Annotated in this window: 14 protein-coding genes; 10 read left to right on the plus strand and 4 right to left on the minus strand. The window is 69.6% G+C overall.

Annotation, left to right across the window (positions count from 1 at the left end):
* The first annotated feature begins 12 nt into the window (after nt 1-12).
* Both H0X90_RS30010 and H0X90_RS30015 read left to right on the plus strand, forming a co-directional pair.
* The gene (locus H0X90_RS30010) at nt 13-1,014 is read left to right on the plus strand and encodes a xanthine dehydrogenase family protein subunit M (RefSeq protein WP_006495461.1); all 1,002 of its coding nucleotides are present in this window, start codon (nt 13-15) and stop codon (nt 1,012-1,014) included.
* Entirely contained in the window at nt 1,011-3,236 is a 2,226-nt protein-coding gene (locus tag H0X90_RS30015) for a xanthine dehydrogenase family protein molybdopterin-binding subunit (protein ID WP_077189578.1), read from the plus strand. The genes H0X90_RS30010 and H0X90_RS30015 overlap by 4 nt, the downstream gene beginning before the upstream one ends.
* 9 nt (nt 3,237-3,245) lie before the next feature.
* On the opposite strand, the gene H0X90_RS30020 is transcribed toward H0X90_RS30015, so the two are convergent.
* Complete coding sequence (locus H0X90_RS30020; RefSeq protein ID WP_058901861.1) at nt 3,246-4,166, minus strand: LysR substrate-binding domain-containing protein; 921 nt, start codon at nt 4,164-4,166, stop codon at nt 3,246-3,248.
* Between the two features lie 112 nt (nt 4,167-4,278).
* On the opposite strand from H0X90_RS30020, the gene H0X90_RS30025 reads away from it, so the two are divergent.
* On the plus strand, nt 4,279-4,917 hold the full coding sequence (locus H0X90_RS30025; RefSeq protein WP_006493377.1) for a glutathione S-transferase family protein: 639 nt from the start codon (nt 4,279-4,281) through the stop codon (nt 4,915-4,917).
* A 56-nt stretch (nt 4,918-4,973) separates the two neighbouring features.
* Here the strand turns inward: H0X90_RS30025 and H0X90_RS30030 are convergent, their stop codons facing one another.
* Nucleotides 4,974-6,245, minus strand: coding sequence for an MFS transporter (locus H0X90_RS30030; protein WP_077189577.1), 1,272 nt, complete (start codon nt 6,243-6,245; stop codon nt 4,974-4,976).
* A gap of 106 nt (nt 6,246-6,351) precedes the next feature.
* On the opposite strand from H0X90_RS30030, the gene H0X90_RS30035 reads away from it, so the two are divergent.
* The 3 genes from H0X90_RS30035 to H0X90_RS30045 all read left to right on the plus strand — a co-directional run bounded on the left by H0X90_RS30035 (nt 6,352) and on the right by H0X90_RS30045 (nt 8,108).
* Nucleotides 6,352-7,404, plus strand: a complete 1,053-nt coding sequence (locus tag H0X90_RS30035; protein WP_077189576.1) for a LysR substrate-binding domain-containing protein — start codon at nt 6,352-6,354, stop codon at nt 7,402-7,404.
* A gap of 114 nt (nt 7,405-7,518) precedes the next feature.
* On the plus strand, nt 7,519-7,728 hold the full coding sequence (locus H0X90_RS30040; protein WP_077189575.1) for a hypothetical protein: 210 nt from the start codon (nt 7,519-7,521) through the stop codon (nt 7,726-7,728).
* Nucleotides 7,728-8,108 carry a type II toxin-antitoxin system VapC family toxin gene (locus tag H0X90_RS30045; RefSeq protein ID WP_006484069.1) on the plus strand — a complete coding sequence of 127 codons (381 nt, stop codon included), beginning with the start codon at nt 7,728-7,730 and terminating at the stop codon, nt 8,106-8,108. Before H0X90_RS30040 ends, H0X90_RS30045 begins: the two co-directional genes overlap by 1 nt.
* Nucleotides 8,109-8,164: 56 nt before the next feature.
* On the opposite strand, the gene dapA is transcribed toward H0X90_RS30045, so the two are convergent.
* Nucleotides 8,165-9,058 carry a 4-hydroxy-tetrahydrodipicolinate synthase gene (dapA, locus tag H0X90_RS30050; RefSeq protein ID WP_006495455.1) on the minus strand — a complete coding sequence of 298 codons (894 nt, stop codon included), beginning with the start codon at nt 9,056-9,058 and terminating at the stop codon, nt 8,165-8,167.
* A 451-nt stretch (nt 9,059-9,509) separates the two neighbouring features.
* Between dapA and H0X90_RS30055 the strand changes: the two genes are divergently transcribed.
* Entirely contained in the window at nt 9,510-10,529 is a 1,020-nt protein-coding gene (locus H0X90_RS30055; RefSeq protein WP_077189574.1) for a sulfate ABC transporter substrate-binding protein, read from the plus strand.
* 165 nt (nt 10,530-10,694) lie between these two features.
* Nucleotides 10,695-11,663, plus strand: coding sequence for an ion channel (locus H0X90_RS30060; RefSeq protein ID WP_077189573.1), 969 nt, complete (start codon nt 10,695-10,697; stop codon nt 11,661-11,663).
* A 32-nt stretch (nt 11,664-11,695) separates the two neighbouring features.
* Here the strand turns inward: H0X90_RS30060 and H0X90_RS30065 are convergent, their stop codons facing one another.
* Nucleotides 11,696-12,310: a glutathione S-transferase family protein gene (locus tag H0X90_RS30065; RefSeq protein ID WP_006484065.1), complete on the minus strand. Its 615-nt coding sequence runs from the start codon at nt 12,308-12,310 to the stop codon at nt 11,696-11,698.
* Nucleotides 12,311-12,671: 361 nt separating this feature from the next.
* Between H0X90_RS30065 and H0X90_RS30070 the strand changes: the two genes are divergently transcribed.
* Both H0X90_RS30070 and H0X90_RS30075 read left to right on the plus strand, forming a co-directional pair.
* On the plus strand, nt 12,672-13,229 hold the full coding sequence (locus tag H0X90_RS30070; protein WP_077189572.1) for a DapH/DapD/GlmU-related protein: 558 nt from the start codon (nt 12,672-12,674) through the stop codon (nt 13,227-13,229).
* 1,726 nt (nt 13,230-14,955) lie between these two features.
* Nucleotides 14,956-18,528: an indolepyruvate ferredoxin oxidoreductase family protein gene (locus tag H0X90_RS30075; protein WP_077189571.1), complete on the plus strand. Its 3,573-nt coding sequence runs from the start codon at nt 14,956-14,958 to the stop codon at nt 18,526-18,528.
* The last annotated feature ends 63 nt before the right edge of the window (nt 18,529-18,591 follow it).

Consider the following 18,591-nt stretch of genomic DNA (forward strand, 5'->3'; position numbering starts at 1 on the left):
GAGGGCACCGCAATGGAAGCGATCTCCTACGAGCGCGCGACCGACGTCGCCGGCGCCGTGCGCGCGGCGCAGCGGCCCGGCACGGCCTTCATCGGCGGCGGCACGAACCTGCTCGACCTGATGAAGGGCGGCGTCGCGCGGCCCGTCACGCTCATCGACATCACGCGGATCGCGGGCCTCGATACGGTCGATGCGTTGCCCGGCGGCGGTATGCGCATCGGTGCGCTCGTGCGCAACAGCGATGCGGCCGATCATCCGCGCCTGCGCGCCGGCTATCCGCTGCTGTCGCAGGCGTTGCTCGCCGGGGCGTCCGCGCAATTGCGCAACATGGCGACCGTCGGCGGCAACCTGATGCAGCGCACCCGCTGCCCGTATTTCTACGATCCCGCGTTCGCGCAGTGCAACAAGCGCGAGCCGGGCAGCGGCTGCGCGGCGATCGGCGGCCACAACCGGATGCACGCGATCCTCGGCGCCAGTCCGCACTGCGTGGCGGTGAACCCGTCGGACATGAGCGTCGCGCTCGCCGCGCTCGACGCCGTCGTGCAGGTGAGCGGACCGCGCGGCGCACGGCAGATTCCGATCGCGTCGTTTCACCGCTTGCCGGGCGATCGTCCCGATCTCGACACGACGCTCGAACCGGGCGAGCTGATCACCGCGGTGGACTTGCCGCCGCCGCGCTTCGCCGACCATGCGCACTATCTGAAAGTGCGGGATCGCGCGAGCTACGCGTTCGCGCTGGTGTCGGTCGCGGCCGCCTTGCGGATGGACGGCCCGCACGTTGCCGACGCGCGGATCGCGCTGGGCGGCGTCGCCCACAAGCCGTTGCGGGCACTGGAGGCGGAAGCGCATCTCGCGGGCCGCACGCCGACCGACGCGACGCTGCGCGAGGCGGCCGCGCTGGCGTTGCGCGATGCGCGGCCGCTCGACGGCAATGGATTCAAGGTCGCGCTCGCGCAGCGGGCGATCGTCCGTGCGGTCGCAACGGCAGCCGCCACGACGGGAGGTGTCGCATGAACACGTTGACGGGACAGCCGCTCGACCGTGTCGACGGCGTACTCAAGGTGACGGGCGGCGCGCACTACGCGGCCGAGTTTGCCGATGCGCGGCTCGCGCACGCGGTGCTCGTGACGAGCACGATCGCATCCGGGCGCATCGAATCGATCGATGCGGCGCGGGCCCGCGCGATGCCGGGTGTGCTGATCGTGATCACGCACGAGAACGCGATGCGGCTGCCCGACGGCGGCCGGCCGCCGCTGTCGCCGCCCGCCGGGCGCCGGCTCACGTTGTTGCAGGACGACACGGTGCGCTACAGCAACGAGCCCGTCGCGGTCGTCGTCGCCGAGACGCTCGAGCAGGCGACCGACGCCGCGAACGCCGTGCAGGTGCGCTATCGCGCGAGCGAGGCCGTGCTCGATTTCGCGCAGGCGAAGCACGGCGCGCGCGTGCCGCCGAAACAGCAGGGGCGTGCGATGGACACGCAGCGCGGCGACCTCGATGCCGGCCTGCGCGAAGGCGCGGTGCGCATCGACGCAACCTATACGACGCCGATGCAGCACCACAACCCGATCGAGCCGCACGCGACGATGGCGCGCTGGGACGGCCCGATGCTCACGCTGCACGATGCGACGCAGGGCGTGTCGGGCACGAGCGCGGCGGTGGCCGCGGTCTTCGGCATCGCACCGGAGCAGGTGCGCGTGATTTCGCCGTTCCTCGGCGGCGGCTTCGGCTGCAAGGGTTCGTCGTGGTCGCACGTGTCGTTGTGCGCGATGGCGGCGAAGCAGGTCGGGCGCCCGGTTCGGCTCGCGCTGACGCGGCCGCAGATGTTCGGCCCGGTCGGCGGGCGGCCGTTCACCGAGCAGCGCATCGTGCTGGCCGCGCGCCAGGACGGGACGTTGACGGCGATGCGCCACGACACGATCGCCACCACGTCGACGTTCGAGGACTGGATGGAGACCTGCGGGATGCCGTCGCGCATCCTGTACGCGGTGCCGAACCACGCGACCACGCACCGGATCGTGTCGCTGAACGTCGGCACGCCGACGTTCATGCGCGCGCCCGGCGAGGCGTCCGGCTCGTTCGCGCTGGAATCGGCGATGGACGAGCTTGCGTGGCGGCTCGGCATGGATCCGGTCGCGCTGCGGCTCGCGAATTACGCGGAAGTCGATCCGCAGGACGGCAAGCCATGGTCGAGCAACGCGCTGCGCGAATGCTACCGCGTCGGCGCGCAGCGCTTCGGTTGGTCGCGCCGTGCCGGCGCGCCGCGCACGATGCGCGACGGCGACACGCTGATCGGCCTCGGGATGGCGGCCGCCACGTATCCGGCGAACCGCAGCGAGGCGTCGGCGCGTGCGCGGATCTTGCCGGACGGCACGGCCGAAGTCGCGTCGGGCACGCAGGACATCGGCACCGGCACCTACACCGTGATGACCCAGGTCGCGGCCGATGCGCTCGGTTTCGCGCCGCGGAACGTGCGCTTCGTGCTCGGCGATTCCAGCCTGCCGCGCGCGCCGGTATCGGGCGGCTCGCAGTCGGCGGCGAGCGTGGCGCCGGCCGTGCGCGAGGCCGCGTGGCAGGCGCGCGCGAAGCTGATCGCGCTGGCGATCGCCGATCCGGGGTCGCCGCTGCACGGCGCCGCGGCCGATGACGTGACGGTCGACAACGGCTGGATCGTGCATCGCGGCGCGCCGTCGCGGCGCGATCCGGCCGCGGCGGTGCTCGCGCGCGCGGGCGGTCGACCGATCGACGCGCAGGCGACGACGAAGCCGGGCGACGAGAAGTCGCGCTACGCGTCTCACTCGTTCGGCGCGGTGTTCGCGGAAGTGCGCGTGGACGCGGAGCTCGGCACGATCCGCGTCCCGCGCATCGTCGGCGTGTACAGCGTCGGGCGTCTGCTCAACGCGAAGACCGCGCGCAGCCAGTTGATCGGCGGAATGGTATGGGGACTGGGTACCGCGCTCGAGGAGGGTTCGCATCTCGACGTGCGCCACGGCCGCTTCACGAACTCGAATCTTGCCGAATATCACGTGCCCGTGAACGCGGACATCGGCGCGCTCGACGTGAGTTTCGTCGACGAAAGCGACACGCATTTCAATCCGCTCGGCATTCGCGGCATCGGCGAGATCGGCATCACCGGCGTGCCGGCCGCGATCGCCAATGCGGTTTATCACGCAACCGGCGTGCGGGTGCGCGACTTGCCGATCACGCTCGACAGGGTGGCGATGCCGACGCGTGCGTGAGCCGCGACGTCAGCGCCGCGGCGTCCTGCGCCGCACTTCGCTGCGCAGCCAGTCGAGCCAGGTGCGGATCGCCGCCTCGTGCGGATGGCCGGGGCGCCATACGACGTAGTGCGCATACACGTCGGCGATGCGCACCGTCGACACGCGCACGAGCGTGCCGTCCGCGAGTTCGGGCTCGATCAGCGAGCGGCGCGCGAGCGCGACGCCGCGGCCTTGCCGCGCCGCGTCGATCAGCGCGTTCGTATCGGTGAAACGGGGCGCGCGCGCGGATTCGGTGAGGTCGAGCCGCGCGGCCTGGAACCACGGTTCCCACGGTTGCGCGGGATGGCGCAGCAGCGTCGCGCGGACGAGGTCGGCCGGCGTGCGCGGGGCGACGCCGTCGCGATTGCGGTAGGCGGGGCTCGCGACCGGAAAGATCGTCTCGTTCATCAGCTTCTCGGCGACGACGCCGGGCCAGGTGCCAGGCCCGTAGCGCAGCGCGACGTCGATGCGGTCGCGCTTGCGCAGCGGCGCGAGCGCCACGTCCGGATGGAGCACGATCGAGATGTGCGGATGCGCGGCGGAGAAGCGCGGCAGGCGCGGCGCGAGCCAGCGCTCGGCGACGCTCGGCAGCACGCTCACGTTCAGCGTCACGTCGCAGGTGCGCGGGCGGCGGCGCACCGCCAGCGCGGGTTCGAACGCGCGTTCGAGCACGCTCAGGCCCTGGCGAACCTGCAGTGCGAGGGCATGCGCGGCGTGCGTCGGCGTCGCACCGTTGCGCTCGCGCGTGAACAGCGGATAGCCGAGCTGCGCCTCGAGCGCGCGGATGTGCTGGCTGACCGCGCCTTGCGTGAGCGCGAGTTCGTCGGCCGCACGCGTGAAGCTCTGCAGCCGCACGGCGGTTTCGAACGCGCGCAGCGTCTGCAGCGGAGGGAGGTGGATGCGTCGCATACGGGTATTAGTAACACTAATGTCCGAGCACGACAATTCATCGTTTGCCGCGTATCGGTACGCGTTCCTACACTCGGTTCCGTCTTCCACAGCCCCATCGGGCCACACCGCCATGAACGCCTATCGTCTCTACCTTTCGCCGGGCGCCTGCTCGCTTGCCGCCCACATCGCGCTGGAGGAAACCGGCGCGCCGTTCGACGTCGAAATCGTGTCCGTGCGCGAACAGCAGAACCTCGAAGCGCGCTATCTCGCGATCAACCCGAAGGCGCGCGTGCCCGTGCTCGCGATTCCGGGCGAGCCGCGCGTGCTGACCGAAACGCCGGCGATCCTCACGTATCTCGCGCGCCGCTATCCGGACGCGCAACTGCTGCCGCTCGACGATCCGCTGCGCGAGGCGCGCTGCCACGAATGGCTCGCGTGGCTGGTCGGCTGGGTGCATGGCGTCGGGTATGGCGCGCTGTGGCGGCCGGGGCGCTTCATCGACGATCCGGCGCTGCACGGCGCGATCAGCGCGCATGGGCGCGGCACGATCGAGGCCGCGAACGCGTCGATCGAAGCCCTGCTGGCCGACGGGCGCACGTGGGCCGAGCCGGGCGCGCATTCGATCGTCGATCCGTTCCTGCTCGTGCTGTATCGGTGGGGCGTCGCGATCGGGCTCGACATGACGCGGCATCCCGCATGGACCGCTCATGCGCAGCGCGAGGCCGAACGGCCGGCCGCGCGGCGCGCGCTGGCGCGCGAGGCGGCCTGACGGGGGAGCCGGCGTCGCGGGTCCTTGCCGCGACGTCCGAGTGAAACGGGCGGTGGTTATTTCGCCGCGAACAGCGGATAGGTCGCGCCCGCGACCAGCGCGGCCGCGAGCCACACCACGCTCCACGAACTCGCGGCGAGCAGCGGCGGAATCGCGAGCGGCGTCGCGAACAGCCCGAGGTAGACGATCGTGTTCGCCATCCCGAGCGCGGTGCCCGCGTGGTTCGCGCCCGCGAGCGTCGCGAGCTCCGTGTACGCGACGCCATGCCACGCCGACACGCAGATGCCGGCGAACACGAGAATCGCGACGATCGCGGCGAGCGGCACATGCGGGCTGCCGGCCGTCGCCGCCGCGAGCAGCGTGAACGACCCGGCCGCGACGAACACGGAGCCGCGCAGGTACGCGCGGCGATTGCCGTGCCGGTCGGTATGGCGGCCGCTCCACACCCGCATCACCATCGCGCCGAGCTGCAGCGCGACCATCGCCGCGCTGATGCCGGCCAGGCCGAGCCGGCCGAAGTCGTGCAGGAACACCGTCGCGAACGTGAGCACCGCGAATTGCGGCGCGCACAGCAGGCCGATGCCGAGCACGATGCGCCACACGGGGCCGCTCGCGAGCGGGTTGCGCGCGTGGCCGGCGGTCGGTGGCCGTTGGGCGATGCGGCGCGTCGCGACGGGCGCCGCGGCCGGCTCGGCAGGCGGTTCGTGCAGCCAGCGCCAGGTGAGTGCGGCCGATCCCGCGCACAGCAGCATCAGCGCCCCGAACACCGCGGCGAAGCCGGCATGCGACGCGAGCGACGGCAGCAGCGCCGCGCCGAGACCGCCGCCGAGCGGCACGGCCGTCTGGCGGATGCTCATCGCGAGCCCGCGTTCACGCTCGCCGAACCAGCGCATCACCGCGCGTCCGCTCGAGCCGTTGACGCTGCCGCCGAGCAGGCCGACGCAGCACATGGCCGCGACGACCCGCATCAGCGGCGGCGCCGCGTGCGCGGTCGGGACGACCGTGCCCACCATCAGCGCGAGCATCGCGGCCGTCGCGACGAGCCCGGTCAGCAGCACGCGGCGGTCGCCGAAGCGGTCGGCGGCGATGCCCCACGGCAGCTCGGACAGCGCGACGCCGAAGCCGAGCGCGCCGAGCACGACGCCGAGCGCGCCGTTGTCGAGGTGATAGGCCGAGCGCATCCACACGGCCGTGGTCGGAATGCCGGCCGCGGCGGCCGAAAAGCTCATGTTCGCGGCGACGCCGGCGGCCAGCACGCGCCAGCGATGGGCCGGCCCGCGCACGTCGCGGGCTGGCGAAGCAGGAGAAACGATGCACGAAGTGTCCATGACGGCAGGCCCGGTTCGAAGTTGACGTCCACAGTCTGGCGGCCTACATTCATCCTGAAAATCGGAAAGTTTTTGATGAATCGTTCGATGAAACAGGATGGTTGAAATGCCTGGACAAGACCTGCCGCGCGACGGCGGCGAGCCGCTCGCGGGGGCCGATGCCGCGCTGGCGCGGCCCAACTTCGATGTCGCGGCGCTGCGCAGCCTCGTCGCGGGCGTGGATCTCGGCAGTTTCGCGAAGGCGGCCGACCGCGTCGCGCGCTCGTCGTCGGCGGTGAGCGCGCAGATCCGCAAGCTCGAGGAGCAGGCCGGCACGCCGTTGTTCGTGAAGGCCGGACGCGGGCTCGCGCTGACCGACGCCGGCAACGCGATGCTGCATTACGCGCGGCGGATGATCGAGCTGAACGACGAAGCGGCCGCGGCCGTGCGTGGCGTGAATCTCGACGGCTGGGTGCGCGTCGGGTTGCAGGAGGATTTCGGCGAAGCGATCCTGCCCGACGTGCTCGGGCGGTTCGCGCGTGCGCATCCGAAAGTGAAGATCGAGGCGCGCGTGGCGCGCAACGCCGATCTGCTCGACCGGCTCGACGCGAACCAGCTCGATCTGGCGCTCGTGTGGGGCGATCCGGCGTCGGCGGCGCTCGTGTCGCGGGCGGGGATCGACAGCGACGCGATCGCGCAGGTGCCGATGCAATGGATCGGCGCGGCGGCGGGTGGTGGTGCCGGTGTGCCGGATGGCGGCGGGGATGCCGGCGTGACGGGCCGTGTCGACGAAACCGGCGGTCGCGCCGTGCACGCGACGGGCGAGCCGTTGCCGCTCGTCGTGTTCGACCGGCCGTGCCGGTTCTTCGGCGCGGCGACCGATGCGCTCGACCGCGCGGGGGTGCCGTGGCGCGTCGCGTTCACGACGCCGAGCCTGGCCGGGCTATGGGCGGCCGCGGCGGCCGGCCTCGGGCTGACGGTGCGCTCGCATTACGGGCTGCCCGCGTCGGTGCGCGTGCTCGATGCGGCGTCGTGCGGGCTGCCGGCGCTGCCTGGCCTGCCGCTGATCCTGCTGCGGCGCACGTCGTCGGCGACGCCGACGGTCGACCGGCTTGCGCGGATCGTGACGCAGGCGGTGCGGGGGGCGACGGGGGCGGAAGGCGCGGCGTTGGCGGCCTGACGACACGTTCGCGATGGTCACTGCCGGTTATCCGACAGCCCCTCTGCCGATTGGCCGAATGGATCGATCGGGCGAACCTGACTACAGTGATGATCATCTGAAACGGAGGTCATCATGCAAAAAGCGAATGTTGCCGGTGCCGGCGCGATCGATCCTGCGCATCGGACGGATGGTTCGATCCGCAGTGACGGGGAACCCGCCGATCAGTCCGCGCCTGCCTCGCTACCCGTTCGGTTCGGGGTCCTGCAGGGACAGGTCCGGATCGCGGACGACTTCGATGCGCCGCTGCCCGATTATCTGCTGGATGCTTTCGAAGGACGGTGATGCGCCTGTTGCTCGATACGCACATCTTCCTGTGGATCGCGACCAACGATCCGAGGCTCAGCACGCGTGCGCGCAGACTGATCTCGGCTGCTGACGAACGCTTCGTCAGCAGCGCGAGCATCTGGGAGGCCGCCATCAAGGCCGGCCTTGGGAAGCTCGACATCGACGTTGGCGAGCTGATCCGCGCAATCAGCGCAAGCGGGATTCGCGAGTTACCGGTTCGCGCCGTACATGGAGCCGCGGTGCGCGATTTGCCTCATCACCATCGCGATCCTTTCGATCGATTGCTGGTCGCGCAGGCGCGACATGAACCCCTTCGGCTTGTGACGGCCGACGCGCATCTGGCTCGGTATGACCGGTCCCTGGTTTTGACAGTTTGAAATAATCCGTCGGGGCGGGATTCATCTGCCGCCAGCGCCATGCGTGGCTTAGCGGCCTATGCCGTGGCGACGTCCGGCTCGATTGCTTCGAGCGCCGCGCAAAGCGCGTCCAACCGCGCTCGCAACCCTTCGCTCGCCGGCACGAACGGCAGCCGCAATCCGTCCTCGCACCACCCTTGCGCGGCGAGCACGGCCTTCACCGGCGCCGGGTTCGGTTCCGCGAACAGCGCCGCGACGAGCGGCTGCAGCGCGACCGACAGGCGCCGCGCATCGGCGAGCCGCCCGTCGCGCAGCCATGCGTGAATCCGCACATGCCAGTCGGGCAGCACGTGCGCGCTGCTCGCGATCGCGCCGTGCGCGCCCGCGCACATCGCCGCGAAGTTCTGGTTGTCGTCGCCGGACAGGATCGCGAGCGGCGTGTCGTGCACCAGCCGGCTCATCCGGTCGAGCGTGCCGCCGCATTCCTTGATGCCCGCGACGCGCGGATCGCGGGCGAGCGCCTGCAGCGTGTCCAGTTCGACGTTCACGCCGGTGCGGTACGGGATGTTGTAGACGAGCACCGGCAGGTCGGCCGCGTCGACGATCGCCTCGACATGGCGGCGGATGCCGTCCTGGGTCGGCCGCACGTAGACGGGCGGCGTGACGAGCAGCCCGTCCGGGCGCAGCGCCGCGAGTTCCCGTGCGCGGGCGGCCGCGAAATGCGTCGCGCTCGCGGTCAGCCCGACGACGATCGGCAGCCCGGGCGCCGCGTCGCGCAGCGTCGCGAACACCGCGTCCTGTTCGCGCGCGTCGAGCAGCACGCCTTCGCCGGTCGTCGCACCCGCGACGAAACCCGCGATGCCCGCGGCCGCATAGTGGCGCGCAAGCCGCGCGAGCGCCGCATGGTCGACCTCGCCGTGGTGGAACGGCGTGATGATCGGCAGCCAGATACCTTCGAAACGTGTGTTCATGCAAAACCTCAGGGTGGAAACGGAGTGGGAAGGAACCGTTCCGCCGGCGGTGTGCCGGAGCGAGGCGTGCGTGCAAGGAGAATGAAACGACCTGCGGGCATCCCGTCCGGCATTCGCCTGACGGGACGCGACGCCCCCGTCAGTCGAGGAGTCGTTTTTTCAGTTTCAGCCCGGCCGCGCGCGCACCTGCCGCGACGGCGGCGAGGATCGAGGGCGAGCGCAGGGTAGCGGACATGGATGAACCGTGAATGGGCTGAGCGGCGATCTTAACACCGGAGCGGCGGCGCGCGCGAGCCCCGGCCGCCGCTTAGCAGGATTCGAGATTTGCTTTCCACGACTGATTGGAAAGCGCGCCGCGCCCGGCCGCTAGAATGCCCGCTTACGTTTCGATGACAGCGCGTACGCGTGCGGTCACGCACATTCACCACCACTGGAAACGGGGCATATCACGATGGCAAGCATCAAGGGGATCGGCCGCTGGCTGCACACGGGCGCGGCGGCGGCGCTGGTCGTGGCGGCGACGGCCGCGCACGCGGACACGTCGATCCTGAACGTGTCGTACGACGTGACGCGCGAGCTGTACAAGGACATCAACGCGAGCTTTGTCGCCGCCTACAAGCAGAAGACCGGCGAGACGGTCACGATCAAGCAGTCGCACGGCGCATCGAGCGCACAGGCGCTGTCGGTGCTGCAGGGGCTGCAGGCCGACGTCGTGACGATGAACCAGCCGAACGACATCGACCTGCTCGCCGAGCGCGGCCAGTTGCTGCCGAAGGACTGGCGCGCACGCTTCCCGGACAACAGCTCGCCGTACTCGACGACGATGGTGTTCCTCGTGCGCAAGGGCAACCCGAAGGCGATCAAGGACTGGAGCGATCTCGCGAAGCCGGGCGTCCAGGTGATCATCGCGAACCCGAAGACGTCGGGCAACGGCCGCTATGCGTATCTCGCCGCATGGGGCTTCCAGAAGCAGAAGGGTGCGACCGACCAGCAGGCGCTCGACTTCGAGAAGGCGATCTTCCGCAACGTGCCGGTGCTCGATTCGGGCGGCCGCGGCGCGACGACGACGTTCACGCAGCGCGGCATCGGCGACGTGCTCGTCACGTTCGAGAACGAGGTCGCGCTGATGGACACGGGCGCATCGGGCGCGCAATTCGACGCGGTGTATCCGTCGGCGAGCATCCTCGCGGAGCCGCCCGTCGCCGTCGTCGACAAGGTGGTCGACAAGAAAGGCACGCGCAAGGTCGCGCAGGCGTATCTGGATTACCTGTACACGCCGGAAGCGCAGGAGATCATCGCGCAGCACCATCTGCGCCCGCGCGACGCGGCCGTGCTGAAGAAGCATGCGGCCGAGTTCAAGGCGCTGAAGACGTTCAGCGTCGAGCAGGTCTTCGGCAGCTGGGCGAACGCGCAGAAGACCCATTTCGCCGACGGCGGCACGTTCGACCAGGTGATCGTCGACCGGAAGTGAGCGCGGCGCGCACGACGCGCGCCCTCGCATGACGACGCAGCCGGCCGCTCCCGCGGCCGGCCTTTTTTGTGCCTGCGCGGCGGATTTCCGTTCCGAGCCGGCCCGCATTCCCGGCCGCCGCCGCGCGTGCTACGCTCATCGCCTCCCTGCAACCGGCGCCGCGCGATGAACGTCGATTCGTCCTCCCCAGCCTCCCGCGGCCGTGGCCGCAAGATCTGGTCGGGCACCCGCCCGGTGATCGCGTACGGGATGCCGCCGCTCGGCTGGCGCGACTTCTACCATCGCGCGCTGACGGTGAGCTGGCCGGTGTTCTTCCTGTCGCTTGCGGTGCTGTTCCTGCTGCTCAACGGCGGCTTCGCGACGCTCTATCTGCTCGGCCATGCGCCGATCGCGAACCAGTCGCCGACGGGCTTCGGCGGCGCGTTCTTCTTCAGCGTCGAGACGCTCGCGACCGTCGGCTACGGCGACATGCATCCGCAGACGGTCTATGCGCACGTCGTCGCGACGTTCGAGATCTTCGTCGGGATGTCGGGCATCGCGCTGGCCACCGGGCTCGTGTTCGCGCGGTTTTCGCGGCCGCAGGCGAAGATCCTGTTCGCGCGCTACGCGATCGTGCGGCCGCTGAACGGCCGGATGACGCTGATGGTGCGCGCCGCGAATGCCCGCCAGAACGTGATTGCCGAGGCGCAGGCGAAATTGCGGCTGATGCGCGTCGAAGGCACGCACGAGGGCTACTCGCTGCGCAAGATTCACGACCTGCCGCTCGTGCGCAGCGAGCATCCGATCTTCCTGCTCGGCTGGAACCTGATGCACGTGATCGACGAGTCGAGCGCGCTGTTCGGCGAGACACCCGAATCGCTTGCCGCGCGCGACGCGCAATTGCTGATCACGATCGAGGGCTCGGACGAGACTACCGCGCAGGTCATGCAGGCGCGTCATGCGTGGGCGCATGGCGAGATCCGCTGGCGCCACCGCTATGTCGACCTGATGCACGACGAGGACGGCATCACGCACATCGATTACACGCATTTTCACGAAGTCGTGCCGATCGACGTCGACACGGACGAGCGTGGTTCGCCGGGCGTGGTGATCGACGCGGACGCGTCGTCGCCGGGGCCGGCCGCGCAGGCGTGATCGAGGGCGGCGGGGCGCCGCCCGTTCGGGCGTCACGCGTGCAGCAGACGCGCCGCTTCGCGCTGTTCGATCGCGACCGCGCGGCGGAACGCGTCGCGGTCCTCGGCGCGCGCGACGTAGTCGCCGAGCACGCCTTCGTGCGGCAGCAGATGTGCGTCGAACGCGATCTTCAGCGTGCTGGCCAGCAGCAGGTCGGCCGCGGTGAAGCGGTCGCCGACGAGCCAGCGGCTGTGGGCGAGCGCTTGCGCGAGCGCGCGCTGCACGCGCGCGATGTTGCCCCAGCCGAACGCGACCGGATTGCCCGACGCGCCGGTGAATTTCTCGGCCATCGCCGGTTCGAGACAGGTCGGTGTGAAGAACATCCACTGAAGGAAACGGCCGCGCAGCGGATCGTCGGGCGCGACGCCGAGCCCGGCGCCCGGGCAACGGTCGGCGAGATAGAGCAGCACGGCGCCCGATTCGGCGAACGGCGCGCTGCCGTCGTCGAGCGCGGGCAGCTTGGCCATCGGGTTGACCTGCACGAACGCATCGCTGCCCTGCTCGTGCGAGCGCAGGTCGATCGGCACGAGTTCGTACACCACACCGAGTTCCTCGAGCATCCACAGCGCCCGGAATGCCCGGGTCTTCGGCCAGTAGTAGAGCTTCATCGCGCCTCCGCGTTTGGGTGCTGCTGTCGATCCGGTGGATGCTCAAGCGTACCCGAGCGCGGGAGGTTCGGACAGAGGAACCCGGCCATGGGCGCCGGTCGGTTGCGTGTGCCTGATTCGGTGCGCGGGAGCACGGGTGAACCGGGCGAAATGCCTCGTGAAGCCTTCGGCAACGGGAGTTCAATGAATGACTAGTTATTTATAAACTAGTTATAAAAATCGAGAGGTTTCAACGCAAATCCGCATCGTTACGATGCGCCCGGCCGCATTCCGCCGTATCCGCGCATACTGCAACGCGATCGTCCGGCTGCGACCGGAAATGCGCCACGTACCGCCGCAACAACGAGGAGACACATCACGCATGACAAACGACGATCGCACCACGTTCGTTCCGCGCAGAACGCCCGAATCGGCGGCCATGGTGGCCGAGGTCAGACGGGCGATGGCGATCACCGCGCGGCTCAACCGCCTGACGTTCGACGATGCGGCCGACGTGCGCACATTGTTCGGTGAACTGATCGGCACGCAGATCGACGACGGCTTCGTGCTGATCCCGCCGTTCCATGCGACCGGCGGCACCGGCATGAAGCTCGGGCGCAACGTGTTCGTCAACCAGAACTGCACGTTCTACGATCTGGGCGGACTCGAGATCGGCGACGACGTGATGATCGGCCCGAACGTCAGCCTGATCACGTCCGGTCATCCGGTCGAACCTTCGCGGCGGCGCGATGGCGTGGTCGCGAAGCCGATCGTGATCGAACGCAACGTGTGGATCGGCGCGGGCGCGACGATCATCGGCGGCGTGACGATCGGCGAGAACACGGTCGTCGCGGCCGCGGCCGTCGTCACCCGGGACGTGCCGCCGAATACGCTGGTCGGCGGCAATCCGGCGAAGGTCATCCGGTCGATTGCCGAATAACGTCGTCCGGGCGCGCGTGCCGGTGCGGTGAGGCGTCGTCGAACGGATGTGGACAACCCGTCGCCCCAGCCACTCGAAACGCTGTGCACCTGAACGGTGAGCGAGCCGCCGAGGCCGCCCGGACAAGCCCTCCGGGCTTTCCGCTGCTTTCGTCCAACCACGCATCCGCCGAACGGCGGATGAAAATCCGGTCGCGTGCCGGGTTGTGGATATCCGCGCCGCGAAACGACTCGGCGCGCTGTGGTTTTCACAGGTGAGGGTGACCGGATGCGGCGCGATAGATGACGCAGGTTGTGGACAACTCGCGGCAAGACGAAGCGAAACGCTGTGAAATTCGATGGTGAGTGTCGCGCCCGATCACGCGGGGCGCCTGCACCGGCGCGGGTTTCGCGCCGTTTGCCGCGGTTCGGCGCGCCGCGCATTCTAGCCGACTGTCGCGAGCGCGTGACTGCCGCATACGTGCCCGGGGACGTATGCATCCGGCTCCGGCCCCAATCGAAGGGCTGTGCATTCTAACGGTGAGCGCCGGCGCGTGGTTCGCAACATGCGGGTTTCGGTGCGCGTCTTCGCCTGTTCGCGGGACTCGACGCATCGTGTAACCCAATGGTGAATCTGGGCTCGTGATCTGCGCGCAGCGCGCGAAGAAGCGGCAGCTCGACCGATGAAGCCACGCGAAGCACCGTCCGTGTCACGCCTGGACGCGAGGTTGCGAGCGAGGCGTCTACGCATTCCCGTGTGGATATCCGGCCGCCGAAACGACTCTCGCCACTGTGACTTTCGACGGTGAGCATCGGCGCTTCGTCGGGCGCGGTGCCGCTTCCGGTACGGATTGCCGGTCGCCGATGGGTTTCGACGCGTGCATCCTCCGTCGATCCAGGCACATTCGTCCATGTGGATATCCGGTTCCCGGGACCACTCGAAGCGCTGTGTTTTTCGACGGTGAGGGTGCGCGCCAGGCCGGCGGGCAACGCTGGTCCGGGCGTGGAAAACTGTCGCGGCAACCACTCGAAGTCCTGTGTATTTCAACGGTGAGGGTGAAGCGATAGTCCCTCGACCGGCGTATTCCGGCGGGACCGTCCGCCGGACGGACGTACTCGCGCGCCTGTGTATCCGACCGGTGAGGGCGAGCAGCCGAGCGACGAAATGCGCAGGCTCCAATGTGGATATCCGTCCACAAACCGACTCGCCGCGCTGTGAATTTCAACGGTGAGCGTCGGCCTCCGAGCGCTCTGCATGCCGATTCCGGAGGTGGACATCCCGCCCCCGACGCCACTCGAAACGCTGTGCAATCGAACGGTGAGCGCGCTTGCCCGACCGGCCGAAGGACGCGGCGTTGTGGACATCCGCCGCCACCGACCAATCGGAACGCTGTGCATTTCGACGGTGAGCGTGACGTCCCGATGCCGCCGAAACCCTTGCCGCTCGGGGTTCGAGCGCCCTCCACCCGGCTGGCGGCGAGCGTTGCGGCACGCACCGGCTTTTCTGCCGAACCACTCGACCGCCCTGACGCGCCGCCCGTCACGCTCCCGCCACCCGCGCGAAAACTCTCTCAAATCACGGCAAAAAGCTGCGCAGTTTTTCTCGCCACGGGCCGGTCCGCGCAAGATGAGAAAAAACATTCTCGCCGGCGCGCGAAAAAATAGAGCCATTCGCTGCCGGCACCCGCGCGTCATCCGACGCTCCGCCGCGCACGGCCCAGAACAGCACAATCCGGAGACATCCCCTCATGACCGCCCGCCTGCCCGTCGACGGCACGCCTGCCCTGTCCGACTACCGCCTGACCGACAACCTGACCGCGACGCGCGGCCGGATCTTCCTGACCGGCACGCAGGCGCTGATTCGCCTGCTGCTGATGCAGCGCACGGTCGACACCGAACAGGGGCTCAACACGGCCGGTTTCGTCAGCGGCTATCGCGGCTCGCCGCTCGGCATGGTCGACCAGCAGCTGTGGAAGGCGAAGAAACTGCTCGACACCAGCGGCGTGCGCTTCCTGCCGGCGATCAACGAGGAACTCGGCGGCACGGCCGTGCTCGGCACGCAGCGGGTCGAGGCCGACCCCGAGCGCACGGTCGAGGGCGTGTATGCGATGTGGTACGGCAAGGGCCCGGGCGTCGATCGCGCGGGCGACGCGCTGAAGCACGGCAACGCGTACGGTTCGTCGCCGCACGGCGGCGTGCTGGTCGTCGCGGGCGACGACCATGGCTGCGTGTCGTCGTCGATGCCGCACCAGAGCGACTTCGCGATGATGGCGTGGCACATGCCGGTCGTGAACCCGTCGAACATCGCCGACATGCTCGAATTCGGCCTGTACGGCTGGGCGCTGTCGCGCTACTCGGGCGCGTGGGTCGGCTTCAAGGCGATCTCGGAAACGGTCGAGTCGGGCTCCACCGTCGACCTCGATGCGTTGCAGACGCGCTGGCCGGCGCCGGCCGGCTTCACGCCGCCGGCGGGCGGCCTGCACAACCGCTGGCCCGACCTGCCGAGCCTCACGATCGAGGCGCGCCTCGCCGCGAAGCTCGACGCGGTCCGCCATTTCGCGCGCGCCAACAGCATCGACAAATGGATCGCGCCGAGCACCCACGCGAACGTCGGCATCGTCACCTGCGGCAAGGCGCACCTCGACCTGATGGAGGCGCTGCGCCGCCTCGACCTGACGGTCGCCGATCTCGACGCGGCCGGCGTGCGGATCTACAAGGTCGGCCTGTCGTATCCGCTCGAAATGACGCGGCTCGAGACCTTCGTCGACGGGCTGGCCGAAGTGCTGGTGATCGAGGAGAAGGGTCCGGTCATCGAGCAGCAGATCAAGGACTACCTGTACAACCGCACCGAAGGCGCGCGCCCGCGCGTGCTCGGCAAGCACGACGCGGCCGGCGGGTGCCTGCTGTCGGAGCTGGGCGAGCTGCGCCCGTCGCGCATCCTGCCGGTGTTCGCCGACTGGCTCGCGCGGCACAAGCCGGCGCTCGACCGGCGCGAACGCGTCGTCGATCTCGTCGCGCCGCAGATCCTGTCGAACGAGGCCGATGCGGTGAAGCGCACGCCGTACTTTTGCTCGGGCTGCCCGCACAACACGTCGACGAAGGTGCCCGAAGGCTCGATCGCGCAGGCCGGCATCGGCTGCCACTTCATGGCGTCGTGGATGGAGCGCGACACGACGGGCCTGATCCAGATGGGCGGCGAGGGCGTCGACTGGGCCGCACACGCGATGTTCACGAACACGAAGCACGTGTTCCAGAACCTCGGCGACGGCACCTACTTCCACTCGGGCATCCTCGCGATCCGCCAGGCGGTCGCCGCGAAAGCGAACATCACGTACAAGATCCTCTACAACGACGCGGTCGCGATGACGGGCGGCCAGCCGGTCGACGGCAGCATCTCGGTGCCGCAGATCGCGCGGCAGGTCGAGGCGGAAGGCGTGTCGCGCTTCGTCGTGGTGTCCGACGAACCGGAGAAGTACGACGGCCATCACGGGCAGTTCCCGACGGGCACGACGTTCCATCACCGCAGCGAACTCGATGCGGTGCAGCGCGAATTGCGCGAGACGCCGGGCGTCACCGTGCTGATCTACGACCAGACCTGCGCGGCCGAGAAGCGCCGCCGCCGCAAGAAAGGCGAATTCCCCGACCCGGACAAGCGCCTGTTCATCAACGACGCGGTCTGCGAAGGCTGCGGCGACTGCGGCGTGCAGTCGAACTGCCTGTCGGTCGAGCCGCTCGAGACGCCGCTCGGCCGCAAGCGCCGCATCGACCAGTCGTCGTGCAACAAGGACTATTCGTGCGTGAACGGCTTCTGCCCGAGCTTCGTGACGGTCGAAGGCGCGGCGCTGAAGAAGGCCGCCGGCGCCGCGTTCGACGAAGCGGCGCTCGCCGCGCGCGTCGACGCGCTGCCGGTGCCGGCGACGCATCTGGATGCCGCGCCGTTCGACATGCTCGTGACGGGCGTGGGCGGCACCGGCGTCGTGACGGTCGGCGCGCTGATCAGCATGGCCGCGCATCTCGAAGGCAAGAGCGCGTCGGTGCTCGACTTCATGGGCTTCGCGCAGAAGGGCGGCTCGGTGCTGTCGTTCGTGCGGATCGCGTCGAGCGACCGCTGGCTGAACCAGGTGCGCATCGACACGCAGCAGGCCGACGTGCTGCTCGCATGCGACATGGTCGTCGGCGCGAGCGCCGAGGCGCTGCAGACGGTGCGTCACGAGCGTTCGCGGATCGTCGTCAACACGCACCGGATCCCGAACGCGTCGTTCGTGCAGAACCCCGACGCGAACCTGCATGCGGACGCACTGCTCGAGAAGATGCGCCACGCGGCCGGCGACGGCTACCTGTCGAGCTGCGACGCGCAGGCGCTCGCCGCGAAGTTCCTCGGCGATTCGATCGGCGCGAACATCCTGATGCTCGGCTACGCGTGGCAGCTCGGCCTCGTGCCGGTGTCGCTCGCCGCGATGATGCGCGCGATCGAGCTGAACAACGTCGCGGTGCCGATGAACAAGCTCGCGTTCTCGATCGGCCGGATGGCGGCCGGCGACGCGGCGGGCCTCGATGCGTTGTGGAACGCGCGCCATGCGGTGGCCGTCCATGCCGCGCCGGAGACGCTCGCCGAGCTGATCGCCGATCGCGAGGCGCGCCTCGACGCCTACGGCGGCGCGCGCTACGTCGAGCGCTACCGGGCGCTGGTGAGTGCGGCGCGCGCGAAGGGCGACGACACGCTGACGCGCGCGGTCGCGACGACGTTCTACCGGCTGCTCGCGGTGAAGGACGAATACGAAGTCGCGCGGCTGTACACGGACGACGCGTTCCGCACCGCGCTCGAAGCGCAGTTCGAAGGCGTGCCGGGGCAGGCGTACCGCGTGAAGTTCAACCTCGCGCCGCCGACGGTCGCGAAGGCCGGCAGCGACGGCAGCACGCCGAAGAAGCGCGTGTTCGGCCAGTGGATGTGGCCGGTGCTCGGCCTACTGGCGCGCGTGCGCAGCCTGCGCGGCACGTGGCTCGATCCGTTCGGCCGCACCGTCGAGCGCAAGATGGAGCGCGCGCTGGCCGACGACTACGAGACCACGCTCACGCGCGCGTTCGCCGCGATGACCCCCGGCAATGCGACGCAGGTCGCGCAACTGGCCGACCTGCACGCCCGCGTGCGCGGCTTCGGTCACGTGAAGGTGCGCAACCTGGCCGGCGTGAAGCGCGCGGAACGCGAGCTCGCGTTGCAGCTCGGCATCGACGCGGCGACGAGCGCGGCCGTGCAGCACGCGCTCGACGAGATGAAGGGCGCGGGGATGCTGAAGGGGATTCCGGTCGTCGTCGCAAAGTAACGCGAACGCGAGTGGACGCGAAAACGGCGACGCGGGTGCGTCGCCGTTTTTTCATGCATGCCG

The sequence above is a fragment of the Burkholderia sp. 9775_39 genome (assembly GCF_015712225.1).
Taxonomy (GTDB): Bacteria; Pseudomonadota; Gammaproteobacteria; order Burkholderiales; family Burkholderiaceae; genus Burkholderia; species Burkholderia cenocepacia.